The 19,014-nt window shown below is 44.8% G+C and carries 17 protein-coding genes and 1 tRNA gene; 2 read left to right on the forward strand and 16 right to left on the reverse strand.

Annotated features, from left to right (window positions below):
* Positions 1-7: 7 nt before the first annotated feature.
* The 15 genes from BAU14_RS05610 to BAU14_RS05680 all read right to left on the reverse strand — a co-directional run bounded on the left by BAU14_RS05610 (position 8) and on the right by BAU14_RS05680 (position 17,105).
* Positions 8-796: an MBL fold metallo-hydrolase gene (locus BAU14_RS05610; RefSeq protein WP_161899243.1), complete on the reverse strand. Its 789-nt coding sequence runs from the start codon at positions 794-796 to the stop codon at positions 8-10.
* A gap of 182 nt (positions 797-978) precedes the next feature.
* The gene (locus tag BAU14_RS05615; RefSeq protein ID WP_161899111.1) at positions 979-1,839 is read right to left on the reverse strand and encodes a two-component system regulatory protein YycI; all 861 of its coding nucleotides are present in this window, start codon (positions 1,837-1,839) and stop codon (positions 979-981) included.
* Positions 1,840-3,156 carry a YycH family regulatory protein gene (locus tag BAU14_RS05620; RefSeq protein ID WP_161899112.1) on the reverse strand — a complete coding sequence of 439 codons (1,317 nt, stop codon included), beginning with the start codon at positions 3,154-3,156 and terminating at the stop codon, positions 1,840-1,842. It lies immediately after the preceding gene.
* Positions 3,153-4,994 carry a cell wall metabolism sensor histidine kinase WalK gene (gene walK, locus BAU14_RS05625; protein ID WP_161899113.1) on the reverse strand — a complete coding sequence of 614 codons (1,842 nt, stop codon included), beginning with the start codon at positions 4,992-4,994 and terminating at the stop codon, positions 3,153-3,155. The genes BAU14_RS05620 and walK overlap by 4 nt, the downstream gene beginning before the upstream one ends.
* Positions 4,995-5,001: 7 nt before the next feature.
* Positions 5,002-5,706 carry a response regulator YycF gene (gene yycF, locus BAU14_RS05630; protein ID WP_161899114.1) on the reverse strand — a complete coding sequence of 235 codons (705 nt, stop codon included), beginning with the start codon at positions 5,704-5,706 and terminating at the stop codon, positions 5,002-5,004.
* Between the two features lie 696 nt (positions 5,707-6,402).
* On the reverse strand, positions 6,403-7,263 hold the full coding sequence (locus tag BAU14_RS05635) for a DegV family protein (protein WP_161899115.1): 861 nt from the start codon (positions 7,261-7,263) through the stop codon (positions 6,403-6,405).
* A gap of 27 nt (positions 7,264-7,290) precedes the next feature.
* Positions 7,291-7,830: a DUF1836 domain-containing protein gene (locus tag BAU14_RS05640; RefSeq protein WP_161899244.1), complete on the reverse strand. Its 540-nt coding sequence runs from the start codon at positions 7,828-7,830 to the stop codon at positions 7,291-7,293.
* A 299-nt stretch (positions 7,831-8,129) separates the two neighbouring features.
* Positions 8,130-8,202, reverse strand: a tRNA-Lys gene (locus BAU14_RS05645).
* A 480-nt stretch (positions 8,203-8,682) separates the two neighbouring features.
* Positions 8,683-9,984 (reverse strand): aspartate aminotransferase family protein, encoded by a 1,302-nt coding sequence (locus BAU14_RS05650; RefSeq protein WP_161899116.1) that lies wholly within the window; start codon positions 9,982-9,984, stop codon positions 8,683-8,685.
* Positions 9,985-10,080: 96 nt separating this feature from the next.
* Positions 10,081-12,159 (reverse strand): peptidase U32 family protein, encoded by a 2,079-nt coding sequence (locus BAU14_RS05655; RefSeq protein ID WP_161899117.1) that lies wholly within the window; start codon positions 12,157-12,159, stop codon positions 10,081-10,083.
* Between the two features lie 129 nt (positions 12,160-12,288).
* Complete coding sequence (locus tag BAU14_RS05660) at positions 12,289-13,260, reverse strand: ABC transporter substrate-binding protein (RefSeq protein ID WP_161899118.1); 972 nt, start codon at positions 13,258-13,260, stop codon at positions 12,289-12,291.
* Positions 13,261-13,336: 76 nt separating this feature from the next.
* On the reverse strand, positions 13,337-14,209 hold the full coding sequence (locus BAU14_RS05665; protein ID WP_161899119.1) for a 4-hydroxybenzoate octaprenyltransferase: 873 nt from the start codon (positions 14,207-14,209) through the stop codon (positions 13,337-13,339).
* Positions 14,196-15,641: a menaquinone biosynthesis decarboxylase gene (locus tag BAU14_RS05670; RefSeq protein ID WP_161899120.1), complete on the reverse strand. Its 1,446-nt coding sequence runs from the start codon at positions 15,639-15,641 to the stop codon at positions 14,196-14,198. The genes BAU14_RS05665 and BAU14_RS05670 overlap by 14 nt, the downstream gene beginning before the upstream one ends.
* 427 nt (positions 15,642-16,068) lie before the next feature.
* A complete protein-coding gene (locus BAU14_RS05675; RefSeq protein ID WP_237580423.1) occupies positions 16,069-16,539 on the reverse strand; it encodes an amino acid decarboxylase in 471 nt (156 codons plus the stop codon).
* The gene (locus tag BAU14_RS05680; protein WP_161899121.1) at positions 16,536-17,105 is read right to left on the reverse strand and encodes a UbiX family flavin prenyltransferase; all 570 of its coding nucleotides are present in this window, start codon (positions 17,103-17,105) and stop codon (positions 16,536-16,538) included. The genes BAU14_RS05675 and BAU14_RS05680 overlap by 4 nt, the downstream gene beginning before the upstream one ends.
* 304 nt (positions 17,106-17,409) lie before the next feature.
* Between BAU14_RS05680 and BAU14_RS05685 the strand changes: the two genes are divergently transcribed.
* Positions 17,410-17,907, forward strand: coding sequence for a helix-turn-helix transcriptional regulator (locus BAU14_RS05685; protein WP_161899122.1), 498 nt, complete (start codon positions 17,410-17,412; stop codon positions 17,905-17,907).
* 33 nt (positions 17,908-17,940) lie between these two features.
* Complete coding sequence (locus BAU14_RS05690; RefSeq protein WP_161899123.1) at positions 17,941-18,624, forward strand: hypothetical protein; 684 nt, start codon at positions 17,941-17,943, stop codon at positions 18,622-18,624.
* Positions 18,625-18,852: 228 nt separating this feature from the next.
* On the opposite strand, the gene BAU14_RS05695 is transcribed toward BAU14_RS05690, so the two are convergent.
* Entirely contained in the window at positions 18,853-19,014 is a 162-nt protein-coding gene (locus BAU14_RS05695; protein WP_161899124.1) for a FeoB-associated Cys-rich membrane protein, read from the reverse strand.

Here is a 19,014-nt window from a genome sequence, read left to right on the forward strand (position 1 = left end):
GACTTGGTCAAAGGCTAAACATCTCACATGCCCGATCAGGATCGGTATCAAAGATATCAAAGTCTACCCCAACTCCAAGATCGTATTCCTTTAAGGTACTCTCCATCGTCATATGGGCCAGTTCTTTCAGGTTATTCTCTTTACTCAAGTGTCCCAGATAAATTCGCTTAGTATTATCACCAATGATATCGGTAATCACCAATGCGCCATCTTCATTGGACAAGTGTCCGCGATCGCCTAAGATTCGTTGCTTCAGGCTCCATGGATAAGGCCCCATCCGCAACATTTCTAAATCGTGGTTGGACTCCATCAGGTAAGCATCGGCATCCCGAATCACACCCCGCACATGGTCAGAACAATACCCCGTATCCGTTAGCATTACGAATTTTTTTCCATCTTTATGGAAACTGTAAAACTGTGGTGCCGCTGCATCGTGGGACACACCAAAGCTTTCAATATCCAGATCCCCCAAAGTCAGCACTTTTCCCATATCAAAAATCTGCTTTTGTTCAACTGGCACATTGCCAATCAATGGATCCATCGCTTCCCAAGTTTTCTCGTTGGCATAGACATCCAATTTATACTTGCGAGCCATCACACCGACACCATGAATATGGTCTCGATGCTCATGAGTTACTAAGATAGCGTCCAAATCTTCCGGCTTACGACCAACTTCTGCCAAAAGCGCGGTGATTTTTTTACCGGAAAGACCCGCATCCACCAAAATTTTCTTTTTGTCACTTTCAATATAGAGGGAATTTCCCGAACTGCCGCTGGCTAAGATTGAAATATTCATTGTTGCCGTCGCCGTTGTGGTGGTCATGAGTTGAAACTTCCCTTCTTTAAGCTGCTACCAGCCGTTTTCTCCAGGTTGAGGCTTGCTGAGAAAGTTGTGGCTGTTCCATCTGTCAGTACGAGCCCAGCCAATACTCTTAGTGCCAAGCGCGCCTTAGATCGTTTTCCATTATAAGGCCATCGTCAATTTTTTTCCACCTTTTGAACGGGATTGTTGGTAAAGACCCGATTGGTGATGGCGTTAACCTTCTCCACCTGCAGACTGCTACCAGTGTCGATAGCAATGAACCACGCAGGAATATACACATTGGTTCCTCTAAACTGCAGGCTCAGTGTGTAAACGAGTTGCCGCCAAACGATAGTAGATTTGGGTGGGATTCGATTATTGATATACAAAGTATCAATCGCATCCCGCTCAGTGTATAGATTGACTTTGTCCCGCAGCTTTTCAATTTTGCCGATGTGGGTTTGTGTGTAGCGGGTGATTTTTAAGAGATCATCGGTGTTTTCCAAGGTGATGTCCAGTCGGCTGGAAGCATCATTAAAAGGGATTCCTTCAAAACTCTGAGCAGCCACAATTGACGGATACTCTTTGTCTTGAAACGAGAGGTACGGCAGATATTGGTACTCTTTTCCATAAAGAACTTCGCCCTCCTGACTCAAAAATTTGGCTAACGTCTCGGCAGTTTTGCCATCATCAGTGATATTAAAGCCTTCAGAAACATTGCGGATCAATTGGTTATCATCAACTTTGATCCCTAAGCGAAAAGCTGTACTGTCGTCAAGCTGATCGCGATAGTCCTGAATTGCTTTTTGCATGTCGGTCGGTTCTCCACTGAGATAATAGCCTTCCGCCTTTTTTGTAGATAGCTCACCACTATATTTGATGTCATCAGCTTTTAATCGTTGTTCGATTGCAATCTTTTGATTGGAGGCGGACACACTGTTTTCTTCAGTTCTTGCAGAACGATAAATACTCAAGAGAAAGATATTTACCCCTAGAAAAGCTAGAAAGAAGATCCATTCGATTCGTTTAAAATCCAATCAAGCTCCCTCCTTTTGTGCCAAGTGATCTAGCAGCTGTTGATAAGAATACCAGTTGTCATCATACTTGATATACCAGGTAGGCACCATATCCACAATACCGTCTGCATTTTTGACATCTTGTCGCTGATAACCGATAACCATTGTTTGCCAAAGGTCTGTCTGAGCGCCCTTTGCTGTCAGCTCGGCAATCACTTCACTGCTGGAGGCCAGTTCAACCGTCTCATCTGATGGAATCGGGATTTGAATCGTGTTTAAACTGCTGTGAATATCCACTTGTGGCACACCAGTTCCACTGTCACGAATGTCAAAGGTTACTTCCCCTTGATAGGCATCACCAAACACCGGAAAGCCCTCGATAAAGGTGCGGTAAGTGATGCCATCTTTGTCCCGATCAAAGAAACGCAAATAACCAATCCCCGTCCCTAAACGACTGATATAACCATAACTACGATCATAAATGTCTTCTTCGCCCTCTGTTGTTGTCTCTAACTGTCCTTGAAATTCCACGATTTGACGGTTCTCTTGAACGTGCATCGTTTCTGAACCACCATACAATACGGTATCACGACTTTCTTCACTACTTTTGACATTTTCTGGATCTTGGAAAAAGGCATTTCGGAAAACCGTATACGTTTGAGTAGAAGCAATATAACTGTAAAGTTTCAGTTTCACTTTCTCGCTAGTATTGTATTGCAGACTGGACAACCGATTTTCGGCAGTCATAGGCATCCACGCTTCATCCAATTGCTGCAATTTCTGCTCTACAGGATCCAATTCCATTGTCATAGACGCTTCATAGATTTGATGCCTTCTGGTATTGATAAAACGGATGCGGCTGTTGTCAAAATCCCACTGTACTTTGGTAAAGTAGACATCTTTTCCATCAGCAATCCCCTTTAAGTCGATTTTTAGATTGAACATTTTGGCATATTCGTAAAGTTGAAACGATCCAAAATAGCTCATCTCGACTCCATGACGAATGTCAGCCGCCTCCAAAAAAGCTTGGTCGTCATCGTAAGTCGTGCCACTGACTTCTCCGTAACGTCCCTTAATTACCGATTCGTGGATTTTACTGATGGCATTTTCCGACGAGAGCATTTTGATGTCTTCTGGACTCTTGACCCAAACCAATCGTGTGGGTAGAAAAACTTCGTCGGCTTTACGCACATTGGACGCATTGGCCACCACCGTCGCCTGGTTATCACCAAGATAGGTACGAGCATTGGGGCTTAACCAGATTTTATAAGAGAGGTACAGACTCAACGCCAACAAAGCAATCAAGCCGTAACGAATGATTTTTTCGGATACTTTCATTCCCACCAATCCTCCTCATAAGGTTCGTAAGGCAGTGTGATATAAAAAGTGGAGCCGCGGCCTTCTTGGCTTTCTACCCAGATGTTACCACCATGTGCCTTCACCACTTCTTTGGAAATGGCTAGACCCAACCCGGTCCCCCCCTGCTTACGAGCGCGGGCTTTGTCCACTCGATAGAAGCGGTCAAAGACGCGACCCAGATCTTTTTTAGGAATTCCCAGACCTTGGTCAGTGACACTTAAGACGATATTGTTGTGGGTCTCTGACAGACGCACCGTAATTGTCCCACCATCGGGAGAATACTTGATAGCGTTGTTCATGATGTTGTCTATCACCTGAATGATTTTGTCCGTATCGACTTCGGCCCACAAATCCCGCTTCGTGAAATCCCGGCGAATACGGTATTTTTTCCGAACGTCTTGGTTGTCGACGATCATATCAAAGCGATCCAAAACAAAATTCACCAACTCATTAAAGTTGACATATTCCAGTTGCAGCACCGCTTTGCCGCTATCCATTCGAGAAAGGTCCAACAGATCATTGATCATACGAATCATGCGATCTGTCTCATCTAAGGTTACCTTTAAAAAGTTTGGTGCGATTTCTTCGTCCTTCCATGCCCCTTCACTCAGCGCTTCGATATAGCTGCGCATGCTGGTCAATGGTGTCCGCAATTCATGGGACACGTTGGATACGAAATCGCGGCGCTCCTGCTCAGTTTTTTCTTGTTCAGTCACATCGTGCATAACAGCAACCAAACCGGAAATAAATCCGGATTCCCGGCGAATCATTGAAAAGTCTGTTCGCAAGATTACCAGACCCCGATATGGATTTTCTCGTTCAATCAGCATTTCATCAGGATCTTCCAATAGCTTACGCAGCGTATAGTCTTCATCGATTTCTAACAGTTCCAAAATCGATTCACCGATGACTTCTTCTCGTTTGACATTCAACAGAGTTAACGCCATTTCATTGATGGTGATCACCTTGCCTCGGCGATCGGTGGCGATGACTCCATCGGTCATATGGGACAATACACTGTCCAAGCGGTTTCGCTCGGACTCCATGGCGTCTTGCGTCTCGGCAATTCGATCCCCCAACTGATTGAAGGTTTCCGCCAACTGTCCCAGCTCATCTCGACCGTAAACCGTCACCCGCCGACTGTAATCTCCCCGAGCAATACGCAGCGCCTGCTCCCGCATTTCAACAATAGGTTGTGTAATGGAGCGGGAAACCAATACCGCAACAACAATCGAAATCCCCGCCGCAATCAAAGAAGCAAATACAAAGATTAACGCCGTTTCGTGGATTTCCTCATAGCGGCCTTCAATGTCGCTTTTCATAAACAAGGCCCCGATCACAGTGTCTCCAGTGGCTGATTGAATAGGTTGAACTACAATATAGACCCGTTTATTCGTGACCTCATCGTATGCTGTTTTAGCGACAAAGGCTAAGTCATTGATGTCACGATAGTCATTTTTCTTGCCGATAAGGGATTTGTCGGTCAAAGGTGTGGCTCCCAAAACGATCCCGTTAGCATCCACCACCCGCATTTCTAGCACGTCGGTAGAAACGCTGTTTTCCAGCCGCAACTGGATATTGGACAATTCATCACCGGTAGCTTCTTCGCCGTTTTTTTGCGTGATATCATTGGCAAATTCCGGTGCCACTCGGGAAGCCTGGTCTTTCATATTGTCAGTGAATGTCTTGATGGTATTGCGTTCCAATCCGCGAATAAAATACGCCCCGATAATCTCGATCGAAATCAACAGGATCAAGATAAATGCCAGGGCGATTTTAAAGTTCACCGATTGAAAAAAGCGAACTTTCTTTTTCATTGAGAGTTTACTCCTGTTCCGGATTTCGCAGGTAATAACCGACACCGCGACGAGTTACCAGATAGTTAGGGTGGCTGGGGTTGTCTTCGATTTTTTCCCGTAAGCGGCGAACAGTCACATCCACTGTCCGTACATCACCGAAATAATCATACCCCCAGACTGTTTGCAACAGATGCTCACGAGTCATGACCTGTCCCAAATGCTTCGCCAAATAATGAAGCAATTCAAACTCCCGGTGAGTCAACTCGATTGCAGCACCATTTTTAGTCACCATGTAGGCATCAGGTAAGATGGTCAAATCCCCGATGGTCAAATCGGTAGTCGCTGGCTCTTCGGCTTCTTTAGCCGCTTGGGAACCCCGACGAAGGTTGGCTTTGACACGGGCTACTAATTCTCGGTTGGAAAATGGTTTGGTGACATAGTCATCGGCCCCCAGTTCTAAGCCCAGCACTTTATCGATTTCAGAATCTTTGGCAGTCACCATGATGATGGGCATGTCATAATTTTTACGGACTTCCCGAGCCACTTCAAGGCCGTCAATCTTAGGTAACATCAGATCTAACAAAATCAAATCTGGTTCCACTTCTTTGACCTTTTCCAACGCTTCCTCACCATCATAGGCGGTATAAACGTCATAGCCCTCTTTGGATAGATTGAACTTTACGATATCGGAGATTGGTTTCTCATCATCGACTACTAGAATTTTTTTCAAAAAGAACACCTCTTCTTACTTTACTGTTCTGTCAGAACACGCTTGAAAACATCGGCAATCTGTTGCTTTTCCTTGGCAATAAAAGCCAAAGCTCTGCTCCTGCTACTCATTGGGAAAACCTTAAACCACCGATTCAAAAAATCTAAAGCAAGTGACTTTGATGTTTTCAAGCACGCTCTGGTTCGTCCTTGCCATTATACCTTATTTTCACAGGGTTTTCATTAAAAGCCCAAAAACCCTCAGTCCTTCGCAACGAATTCTTAAAATACCGACGTTTTTCATTTTTTCAGTGTCGGACGATCCGTTAGTGAACGAGCGACACTATTGCTTTTGGCCCCCACTAACTGTCTGAAACGCCTCGGCCACTTTAATGCAGAAGTGAATGACACTGGTTTAACTTAATGAAATCAAGAAAAGGCTGTGCTTGAAATTTTTAACAATAAAAAGCCAAGTCTCTTCCACTTTTTCAAATGGAAGGGACTTGGCTTCTGGGTTCTCACGTTTGGTAGTGTTCGCTTAAGAGGAGGCTGACAGAACTATCCTCACAGCCCCGTTTCTTTTTCCTATCTTCTTTGACGCGTTTTTCTTTCGGTGCTGACTAACTTCTTTTCTCCTGCCACTTTTTCATCATAAGGCTGAGCAAAAGCAGCTTTTAGGAGGAAGGGCCATTTCCGGAAAACCGCCAGTCACCAAAGGCTAATCTAAGACCTGTACACCGACACCTAGAAGTTGTGGGCCAGTGTGGACGACTAATGCCGGTGAGATTTCCCCAAACAAGACCTCTTCCACAGCATTAGGCAGCATGTCTTTTAACAGTCGAGCCATCTCTCGGGCTTCATTTTCAGCACCAGCGTGGGCTACGGCTAAGCGGTATTTTTTATGGCTGGCAGCAAACTGTTTGACCAGTTCCAGTGATTTTGCCAAACTTTTGGCTCTTCCCCGGGCTTTGGCTACAGTATAATAAACGCCCTCCTCGTTACAAGAAATAATCGGGTTCAATTTTAAAGCCGTTCCTAAAAGAGCCGTCACCATGCCAATCCGACCACCTTTTTGCAAATATTCTAAGGTCGCAACATTGAAGAAGACTTTGTTTTGTAAAACTTCTTTTGTCAAATTTTTGCAGATAGTTTCAAAGGTCTCCCCAGCTTCAATCAGCTCTACTGCGCGAATCGCCTGCAAACCCGAAGCAATCCCGATATTTTTCGTATCCAATACAAAAATCTCCAATGCTGGATACTCTTCGGCCATCAAGCGAACCATGTTGTTGGTTCCCGAAAGACCGCTAGAAATAGTCACCGCGATTACCTTTTTATAGCCGGCTGCTTTAATCTCATCAAAAATCGCTAGGATTGCCTGACCATCTGGCAATGAGGTGGAAGGAATCTCGCCGGGCATGCGAGCAATTACTTCATCAGTAGTAATCTCCAGCTTATCGATGTATTCTCTCTCCGGATAAATGACCTTCAAAGGCAGCGTGAACACCTGATGGGCTGCTGCAAAATCCTGTGGTACGTCGCTTCCGGAGTCCGCTAACACGGCGATTTTTTCTTTATTCATAAAAGTAAGCTCCTTATCATCAAAAATTTATGCTTCCTGCAAATAATCAATCTCCAACTGGATGGCTTTTTCGGCTAACAGTTTGTTGGCAAATGACAAAGTAGCCGAGCGCACTGCCAAGTATCGGACTGGAATCACAACGTCCGTTTCAGCAAGTGTTTTGCCTTGTGCCAAAGAAGCGATCCGACCAACTGCTGATTCGGTTTCCTGGCAAAATAAATCATAGGCTTGCTGAATCCCATCCACTTTTCCTTGAAATAAAATTCCTTCTTTGATTTCGTTGATAGTCAGTACCTGTTTCAAGGTGGTAATGGCAATCAAAAATGCCACATGAGTCTTTGTATAACGTTTCTTTTTAGGCGCCGGAATCATGCCTAACTTCACATAATTGTTCACCATGGATTTGGTCAGCAGATTGTGCTTTTCCGGCTTGATAAAAGGAGTCAGATACACATCTACTAAATTAATCACCTGATCCATATACAGCTCTAAGTCCGGCAGCTCTGACCAACGAGGCAGACGAGCGAGAGCCATCTCAGTGCCCCATTCTTCCAATTTTGCGGTCATTGTTTCCACTTCGCATCACCTTCTGAATTTCAATGATTATTACATCTAGTTTTTAAAACTAGATAAATTATAGCACACAACTAGACAGAAAAAAAGACGACGTTCCTCCCTTGATGTAAGAATCCCTTATAACTTCTCATACTACTTGAGCAGTACCATTCACAAATAAAAAAACGGCAGCGGATCAGTTGATCCTGCTGCCGAAAAATTTTTGAGACAAAAAAAGACCACCGCGTAAACTCTTTTCGAAATCTCCGAGGAGACCAAGAGTTTACCGATGGCGTGGGTTTGGCACCCAATGGGCTGTGAGGGGCTCGAACCCGCGACCCGCTGATTAAGAGTCAGCTGCTCTACCAACTGAGCTAACAGCCCGTATACAATTCCTTAAGAAAAGTACTTTCTTATGTTAGCACTCCGATTTTGAAAATGCAAGCAGTAAGAGTAAAAAAAAGCCCCTTGCAGCCAAGTTTTTTTAGGTTATAAAAAAGAGCGGTTACTTTTAACTTCTCCTGTCAAAATCCAGTTTTTTTTACCTTTTTAACGACAAAAAATGCTTCGTAAACAGTTTGCAATAGAATCTTTACTTGGATGCAAAACACTGTTCACAATTTATTCACAATTAGATTGTATATTAACAGTGTACCAACAAACAACCTGTCTTATTCCAAGACAAACCCTAACACTTTTTCATTTTTACTCCTGCCTACTGGTCCCCCGCCAGTAGGTCTTTTTTTGCAATGAACGAGCCGCTGCCCTCACCAGATTTTGGTGAAGGCAGCGGCTTGTTTTATTAACAGGTTGTATAACAAGACTCTTAATAGTCTAATAGTCATTACCTTTTCAAAAATACGTTTATTTCACTTCGGTTAATACGTCATCCAGATTATCCAAGAAAAAGCGAACATCGGCTTCCGTGACAACAAGAGGTGGCTGCATTGCCATGACATTACGATTTTCCCCGTTCTTGCCTACGATGATACCGCGATCTTTCATCTTTTCCAAAATTTCATCCACTTGGTCGGCAGCCGGGGCCAACGTTTTGCGATCGGTCACCATTTCCGCCCCAAGCATCAGCCCTAACCCACGGACATCTCCAATCAAGGGATGTTTTTTAGCTAATTCTAAAAGTCCTTCTCGTAGTTGAGTCCCGCGAGCAATTGCATTTTCCATCAGCCCGGCCTCTTTGATATAGCGCAAGACCGACAGACCGGCCATAGCAGAAACCGGATTGCCCCCCAACGTAGATGCCGAAGGACGCGTAAAAGCAACGGCAATTTCATCCGTGGTGATATAAGCTCCAATTGGAAAGCCATTGCCTAGTGCTTTGGCAACTGTCAAAATATCCGGTACGACACCAAAATTTTCGATAGCAAACATCTTTCCGGTACGGGCGAAACCGGTTTGGACTTCATCCACAATCAATAAGATGCCATGTTGATCCAACAATGCTTTGAGCTTTTGGAAGTAATGGGGCGTTGGCGTCACAATTCCGGCATTTCCTTGAATCGGCTCTACGATCATTGCCGCAATCTTGCCAGAAGTTCGGCGTCGGATCAAACGCTCCACGTCAGCGATACATTCGTCTTCAAATTCTTCTTGCGTTTGATTTTCATCACGGCGACCATCCCGATAAAAATAAGGATTACGGGCAAAATGAATGCCGCCATTTGGCGTATCCGTAGTTCGCCACATTCCAATACCTGTCAAACTCATCGTCAACTGAGTCCGGCCATGCAGTCCCAAATCCAACCCGATGAATTCGTGAGCCCCGGTGTACAGCTGTGCCATCAGCAGAGCCCCTTCATTGGCTTCAGTCCCGGAATTAACGAAAAAGCTCCGTTTCAGATTTCCTGGTGTTACCTCAGCCAACGCTTCAGCTAAGTTGACACCATTTTCAGTAAGATAGATATTGCAGACGTGCTGCAAATCGTGGATCTGCTCTATCACCGGGTCGATGATGGCGGGATTGGAGTGGCCGCAGTTCATGACAGAAACACCGGCAAAGAAGTCTAAGTATTTTTTACCGGTGGAATCAAAGAGATACTGCATCTCCCCTTTGACAAATTGCGGTGGATTTTTATAAAAATGGTTGATACAAGGTACAAAATACTCATTTTTCTTAGCAATGACACCTTCTGGCCCCAAATAACTCATACATCTTCATCCTTTCTCTGTAGTAAACTAACTTCTCTTTAACGCGAGACTCTAGCAGGCAGACAGGGCTGCTCCTCTTATTTTTAGCAGCTGCCTTCAATCAAAAATAAGTGTTTGCAAGCTCTGTTCATGCCCTGTTGCTTGTTCCAAACGCTGTGCCCAAGCCATTCGTTGGGTCAGCTCTGCTTGTGGTGTTTGCAAGGCCTCTTTGTAAATAGCAATCACTTGGCGCAGTGCGCTTGAATCGTATTCTTTTCCTTCAATCCGCAGCGCTTTTGCTCCAGTCTGCAGCAACTCAGGTAATAATACCGCATAAGAAAAATCCTTCGTTGGCAGTAGGTGGTTTTTACCATATTGGTCCGCACGAATCTTGCGGATAAAGCCGTTTTCATCGATTAAGTCGAGATTGTCACCGGCATTTCCGCCATCGATCCAATCTTCGTCTGTCCGATCGATTTCAGCTTTTTTAAAGGAGTGTTCCATATACATAAGCGTCGGAGCACCTTGTACAATCACCTCAGTAGCAATGGGCATCAAAGCTGGCGTTTCGGCAACAATGGCTGCTGGTGCTTCGATGGAAAGGGTCACCGATTCCAAACCTTGTGCTTGATAGAAGCAGCCGCTGAGATGATTGTACACATTTAAGCCGTAGTCGCCGCGAAGTTTAAGACCACTGTTTTTATAACGATGAACCTCGCCAATGTTGGAAACCAGCAGACCATCGATGCCTAATTGCGGCAATTGCGCTACTAATCCATCTAATCGGCGAAACTGATCCTCATTGACCATGCGGGGCAGCACATAAAAGACCGGCGTCTGACTTTCTTTTGCACAGTCGGCAATTTCTTGTAAATCTTGTCTGCTAAATGGTGGATTGGGAGCCAAAACTTCTCCAGAAAGGTAGAGACTGTCGATTCCACACGCCAACGCTGCCAATGCAGAGGCCTTATTATCCACTGTCACGCGGATTTCAGGAATTGTCGGTTCAGCAGGATTTGCCATAGTTGCCGTTGCTGCGCTGGTTTTCACCTCAGCATCAGACTCGACACCCTCAGCTTTTCGGGAAAGCGTCGCTGAGTCTGCTAGTCCAACTTGCTCATTTTTTCTGGTTTGTTGGGCAGCTGCTAACAGCTCCTGCAAATGTGCCGCCACTTTTTCCACTCGGCGCTCTTTCATAATTGGTTCTTCCAAAGGACGGGAAAAGACCCGGGGCTCTCTTTTTCCATCGATGGCGATATTGCTCAGACCCGGCTTACCAAATGCATAGGCGGTCGACAAATCTCGCACGCGATTTTCTTCAAGAAAGGCTACCTTTTCTTGATCCGTCTGATAACTGATTGGATCCGCTAAAAAGCGGTCAATTGCTTCGCCGTAAAGATTAATCAATTCAATCAGATAATCGGCTCCGCGCATCCGTCCCTCAATCTTGTAAGAATTTACACCTGACATAATGAGTTGAGGAATGTGTTGGTACAAAGACATATCCTTGACTGCCATCGGGTAAATCAGCTCATCTTTAGTCGTTTCTTCTGTTTTTTGCGGATCTTGATAGGCCCAGCGACAAGGCTTCATACACAGTCCCCGGTTACCACTTTTTCCGAAATAAACACCACTCGCATAACACTGCGCTCCATGAGCCACACACATGTCTCCGTGGATAAAGTACTCATACTCCAGCTCTGGAAATTCCCGTACAAAATCTTGGACATCTTTCAGGGAAGCTTCGCGGGAGATTACGCAGCGGGTCACTCCCAGCTCTTGGGCACTTGCCAGCATCTCGTCATTGTGAACGTTAGCCATAACACTCAGATGCAGCTCCAAATCCAAATTCAATTCTTTGATTAATTGGACCGCCCCAAAGTCCTGAATAATCAGCGCATCAACACCTGCGCCTTCCAAAAAGCGCAGGTAAGCTTCGGCATCCGCCAGTTCCTCATTGGTCATCATATTGTTGAAGGTCACATAAACTTTTTTTCCGAGACTGTGGGCAGTAACTACTGCGGCTGCTATTTCTTCATTGGTGAGATTGTGTTTGGGGTTGTGCATCCGCATGTTGAATTTTTTGCCCCCAAGATAGACGGCATCTGCGGCACTTTGGATTACCTGTTGAAAATCTGCATAAGTGCCCACCGGTGCCAAAAGTTCGATGTTGCGTCCTTGATACATACGTGTCATGTCTTGTTTCCTCCTGTGGCCCCGACTGATTATCGCTGCCGGTTATTAAGAACAGCGGCCCGAACAAATGCAGGCCGCTGAGGTCATTTTTTTATCAAAGTTTCTGCTGAAAATCAGCAAATTCAGCTGTTACTTGAAATAGACATCCGACAAGACATCTGCCGGTTTCAAATCTTTGGTCAGCAAATCATTTTCTTGCGCCCATGCAAATGCTGAAGTGATATCTTCATCCGTTGCTTGTTCTGCGTGAGTATAATCCGGTACAGTGATTTGATCTTTCAAAGTTTCCGGGAAACCAACTTCATCGATGAACAGCTGGATGTAATCGGATTTGTCGTGGTCTTTGATGTAATCCACTGCCTCATTGTAAGCATCATACATCCCCTTGATAGCATCTGCTTTTTTATCAATGACATCCGCTGGCATCCCCATAACAAATGGATTGATTCCAATCTCACGAGTTGAATCCAAGACCCGCAACCCATCGGCTACAGCCATCGTTACAAAAGGTTCTGGCAGGATTGCCGCTTGTGCTTGTTTATTCTTCAACAACTCCAAACGAGTCGGTACTTGCGGCACTTCACTGACATTGATATCAGATTCTTTGAGCCCCGCTTTTTCCAACATTTTCGTCACAGCATATTCTGTCCCGGTCTTTTTAGACAAAATAACGTCTTTGCCCTTCAAATCAGCAACAGACTGGATACTGTCGTCACCGGTTACCAAATCAAATTGGCCATAAGTATTTCCTGTGATTTTTACATCCATGCCAGCTTCTTGATAAATAGCAATCGCCACTAAGTCAGTAGAAACACCATCGACTTTGCCGGCTTGGAAAGCTGCGTCACGGTCTTTGGCTGCTTTGAAGTTTTCCAGCTTGATTTCAACACCGTGTTTTTTATCAAAGCCTTTTTCATGGGCTAAAATCAATGGAATGTTATCGGTAGAAGGCATAACACCTAATGTCAAAGTAGTGACTTCGTTTTCTTTAGCGCTGCTGGATACTCCGGTTTTGTCGCTTTCTTTATCGCCACTGCCGCAAGCCGCCAGCGTCACGACTGCCAATGTTAAAATTCCCAATGCTTTTGTCCATTTTTTCATTACTGTATAAATCCCCTTTTCTTTACATTCTTTTGTCCACATTTCCAAATTTCCGTTAAACCCATAAATCAAGAAGTTATAAAAACACATCCAACACCCCGGCAACCAAAAAGACCAGGCTGACGATTTCATTGACATTGTATGAAGCAATTTCTGCATGTGCCAAATGGTCCGGCCGCACAACTTTGTGTTCTACGATTAGTAAACTACCGATAACCACCAAGCCAACAAAATAAATCCAGCCAAATTGCGGTGTCACAATCCCTGCCAGCACCAGACAGCCAAAAGTGATGACATGAAAGAATCGTGCAATCAAGAGTCCATTTCTGACACCCACAGCTGCTGGAATCGAATGGATGCCGTGACTGCGGTCAAACGCCACATCTTGTGAACCATAAATAATATCAAAACCTGCGACCCACAGCATATTGGCTCCGGACAAAAAGAAGGCTGTCCAAGAGAAACTGTTGGTAATGGCAATCCAAGCTCCCGCCGGCGCCATAGCGCAAGTGAAACCCAATACCAGGTGGCACAATGCCGTAAAACGCTTTGTGTAAGAGTAGAAGACCATAAAGAACAATGCAATAGGCGACAATGCCAGTGTCACTGGTCCCAAAAGGCCCGCCACAATCACTGTGACTATAAAGCAGGCAATCGCAAACCACAGCGCTTCTTTTTTACTCATTTTCCCTTGCGGAATCTGTCGCACCGCTGTTCGAGGATTGGCCTGATCGATGTCAGCATCAATTACTCGATTGATTGCATTAGCGCCAGTTCTAGCCGCCAAAAGGCCGATGACTAATAAGAGAATCTTACGCCAGTGAAATTGACCGTTAGAAGCCAAGAGCAGCGAGACAATTCCAAAAGAAAAGGAAAAAATCGTGTGTTGGAACATCACCAACACACCGTATGCATGCAGTTTTTGTCCTAACTTTTTAATCCAGGCCATATTCAGCCCACCGTTTCGTCACTTTGTTTTTCGTTGTCTCATCCATCGTTACATCGTCTGGCCAAGGACGGGTATGTCCTTCTTCGGGCCATTTCCGAGTAGCATCGATTCCCAAGCGTGTGCCAAAAAAGGCATTTGGCGAGGAATGATCTAAGGCATCCAGCGGCCCTTCGTTCATGACCAGGTCACGTTTGGCGTCAATATTATTGAAGACTTTCCACGCAACTTTGGAGAAATCGTGAGGATCGACATCTTCTTCTACTACAACAATCATCTTGGTATACATCATCTGGCCCATTCCCCAGCAAGTATTCATCACCTTGTGGGCGTGATAAGGGAATTTTTTCTTAATAGAAACAATCACACAGTTGTGAAAGACTCCTTCAAAAGGCATGGCCAGATCCACGATTTCAGGTGCCATCATCCTCAGCAAAGGTAAAAAGACCCGCTCGGTAGCCAATCCCATGTAATCATCTTCCATCGGCGGCTGCCCGACAATCGTTGTAGGATACACGGCATTCTTTTTGTGGGTGATGGCAGTCACATGAAATACCGGGTACATGTCTTCTAAAGAATAATAACCTGTATGATCTCCAAAAGGCCCTTCTTCTCGCAATGGCTCTGTCACATCCACATAGCCTTCAATGACAAACTCAGATTCTGCCGGCACATAGATATCATTTGTGATGGATTTGACCATTTTCACCGGTCGCTTGCGCAAAAAGCCCGCCAACATCATTTCATCAATCATTTTCGGCAAGGGTGCGGTGGCTGCATAAGTGATTGCAGGATCGCCACCAAGGGCAACTGAAACCGGCATTTTGCCCCCTAATTTGCGATACTTTTCATAGATTTCCCGACCATCTTTGTGCCAGTGCCAATGCATCCCGGTCGTTTTTTTATCATATACTTGCATCCGATACATGCCAGTGTTTTGCTGACCGGTGTCTGGGTCTTTTGTCATCACTAGCGGTAAGGTGATAAATGGCCCGCCATCTTGTGGCCAACATTGCAAAATAGGCAGTTTTGTCAGATCAGGGTCGGTCATCACCACTTCTTGGCAAGCGCCGTTTTTCACTTTAATAGGAAAAACCGCCGCCATCCGCGATAGTTTCGGCAGTTGTGCCGCACTTTTGAGCCAACCGGCATAATTGGCCATATTGATCAAGTCTGCGATCTGTTCACCGACTTCGTTCAAGTTGTCGACGCCTAGTCCCAATGCCATTCGTTCTTCTGACCCCATCGCATTGATTAGTACCGGAAATTCTGAACCAACTACATTTTCAAACAACAAGGCTGGTCCGTGGGCTTTTGACACACGATCAGTGATTTCAGTAATTTCCAATTCAGCTGAGACCGGTGACTTGACTCGTTTCAATTCCCCATCTTTCTCCAGCCTGCGGATAAATTCTTGCAGATTTTTATAAGCCATAAACAGTTCCCTTCTATATGAATACGTCGCACTATTCGCTCAAACAACGGCCGTCTGAAAACAGTGCTCATTTGTATTGTTCTCCTTTTGAGTCGTCTTTAAGGACGCGCTCAACATTACAGCAGTCTTTGTAGTTTGTATCACAAAAACAAACATGCTTATTCTAACACTAACCCACCGAAAAATAAAATGTCTGTGCTGCTTTTCACCATTATTTAATTCAAGCAAAAACGGCTGTGACAAAAGCTAACTTGCTAAAATAAAACTTTCTTTTTGTTACTTCTGCTGCAAACTCAAGTCCCGCTTATCAGAAAGCGTTTTGCCTTTTTATGCTGTTTTTAAAAAGAGCTCATTAAAAAGGGACGATCGCCTTTATTGACATCGCCCCTTTTTGTTAAGGTTTTTTAAGGCCATTTGTGCCTACTTTTCAATCGTAATAGCGAGGGGCACGAGTCTCAGGAGCCACTGTTGTCAGCCAGTTTTTCGCCTGCGTCCCCAGTGCGGCTGCCATTTGATAGGAAACTGCAATCTGCTCTTTTGTGATGCCGTCCACATGCACACCGGCGATGACAACAGCTTTTTTTTCTGGTGCTAAGGACAGTGCTTTCAAAAAAGATTCCGCCAATACATCGTCTTTATGAAAGCGTCCAGAATGACTGGGAAAACGTAGAGTACCGTAATCAGTAGCCGTCTTTTTCGAAGCGTAAAACTCGGACTCAAAATTAGTAGCCGATATGCTTACCTGCACCCCTTCAGCCAGCGTTTCAGTCACAGTTCCCACATGTGGGACATCTCCACCAGTCAAGAGCACCACAAGATCTTCGTTGATAATCGTCACTTCTGCTTCCATTGTATACTCTGCCTGAGTCGTCATAAATTCTTTTCGTAAAAACGTCATTTTTCCTCCCCCTGCCAGCGCACAGCATCGGCTTGTGGCAATCCCAATAAATCCAGCAGCCGATCAGTCTGACGATTTACCAGGTCAGAAATCGTCTGAGGCTGTGTGTAAAAAGCCGGCATCGGTGGCGCAATGACTACTCCCAGACGCGCCAGTTTAGTAAGGTTTTCCAAATGGATCACACTCAGCGGCGTTTCCCGGGGGACAATCACCAGACGTCGCTGCTCTTTCAAGATGACATCCGCCGCTCGTCCAATCAAGGTCTCTGAAAAACCGTGGGCAATTCCCGCTACCGTCTTCATGCTGGCCGGCACAATAACCATGCCGTCAGTAAGAAAAGAACCACTGGCAATTGTAGCACCTAGGTTTTCTTCCTCATAATAGACGTCCATCAAGGCAATGACTTCTTCTTGCGTCAATGACGTCTCCAAACGAAGATTTTCCCAGGCCCAGCGACTCACTACTCCATGGACTTCCACATCGGGACGACTTTTCAATTTTTTCAACAAGTCCACTGCATAGACTGAGCCGGATGCTCCGGTGATGGCAACGATGATTTTTTTCATAAACAGGTTCCTCCAACATATTCCGATTTATAGTAAACCGGACGTTTTCTCTCATTCACTATAGCATATCCAGCAGCAAAAAAGCCCGCTCTAAAGCCATGTCAACTGATTTTGACACTGAAATATTCCAGAAATCAGTTCAGTTTTACTCAAGCTCTGCTATGATGAATGTATCAGAGGTACCTGAGCAAAATTCTTTTTTCCATCGTTTTGTTGTTCTCAGTCAGGTTTACCTCTCATTGACTAAAAGTCTAACCATTGCCAGTATTTTCGAACTTGAACTCAAGAAAGCAGGTGCTTCATTATGGATATCAGTCGTCACTTAAAAGAATTACGCTTAGAACACCAATTGACTCAAGAAGAGTTGGCCCAAGCTATTTTTGTCTCTCGTCAGAGTGTTTCCAACTGGGAAAATGGCAAAGGACAGCCGGATATTGAAAACCTGATCCTGCTCAGTGAGCTCTATCACCTTTCCTTAGATGAGCTTTTGCAGGATCAGAAGCTGCCGGACAAACAAAAACCAAAATTTTTCATTGCTCACCGCTTTCTCACTAGTTTTGTCTTTTTATCTTTGACCGCATTGATCTGCCAGATTATTTTTCAACCATCAGGCTTTTTGATTCCTCTTTTTTACAGCCTTCTATGCTTTATCCAAACCTGGCGCTACCTGATAAAAACTAACCGCGGAGCCAATGTGTATGGTCAAGGTGAAAATATGTATGACCCAGCGATTATCTTGTGGGCCCTCACTTATATGATGATCTTGGCAGCGATAGGATTTCAAGGTTATATCAATCCGTAAGTTTCACATTCATCACCAGAGGAGGAGTTTTTTATGAAAGGCATCGTCGTTACCATTAGCCGCCAGCAGAACAATGCGCTGCAATGGACTTGGCAAGACCAGCAGTACCTGCCTCGCCTTATGAATTATTTGAAAGTCACCTATCCGGCATATGAATGGGAGATTGTTCCTGGTTATGATTTGAAAAAAATTGATCTCACCCTTTATCAAGCTGCCGCACTGCCCCCAGTCTCAGAGCGATTTGCCAAAACACTGAAGGATCTGAATCCGCAGTTAAAGATCATAATTCCTGATCGGGATGAATTTCTTTACATGATGGCACCTAAGGGAATGGTATTGGGTCGGACCACCGGTTATCTGGTGGCACAAGGCCCCAAGCTTACGGTCCGCGGGCTCCCCTCAGAAAAGCGCCAGGCAGCATTTAGCAATGAAAGCCTACGTCAATTGATGCGAGACTATCCCACCATTTACTGGACTGTGGTGACCTTTGATGAATTGAAGAAGAAATTAGCTGAAAATTCCCAAGATGTCACTGTCGCATTGACACCCCAGGCCATGCCTTATGAAAAATACATTACCACCCATTGGCCAAACACTGCGGTTATCCAAGGAAATCCATCAAAATTAGCCGCTACACCGACACAGTTGGAATTAATTATGATTGCTATTGTTACCACAACCATGTTCTTATTGTGTCTGATGGGTTTCATCAACTGAGCAAGCAACTATATGCAAGAAAATAGATACGACAACCCTCGTGTCAAAGCCCCAGCAAGAACACTCCCCCAGTTTTAAAGAGAAGTCTGTGTTTAAATTTTTTAAATTAAAAAGCCAAGTCCCTTCCATTAAACAATGGAAGGGACTTGGCTTTTGTGGACTCACGTTTGGTAAGGTTCGCTTTGAAGGACGGTGACTAGTTGATTGTCACAGCCTTTTTAACAATGTTCAATTTTTTGAAGCGTTTTGTTGCTGCATCAACTTGTTGTCTTTGACACTACAGCCGCAATTACACTCTTCACATTTTGACGAACGACCGGTGACTTTGTTGAAAACGACCCACCCGGCACCTCCAAAAATTGCAATGCTCAAAACAATAGTCCAAAACAT

Origin of the sequence: Candidatus Enterococcus leclercqii, from assembly GCF_009933135.1 — a bacterium.
Lineage (GTDB): Bacteria > Bacillota > Bacilli > Lactobacillales > Enterococcaceae > Enterococcus_C > Enterococcus_C leclercqii.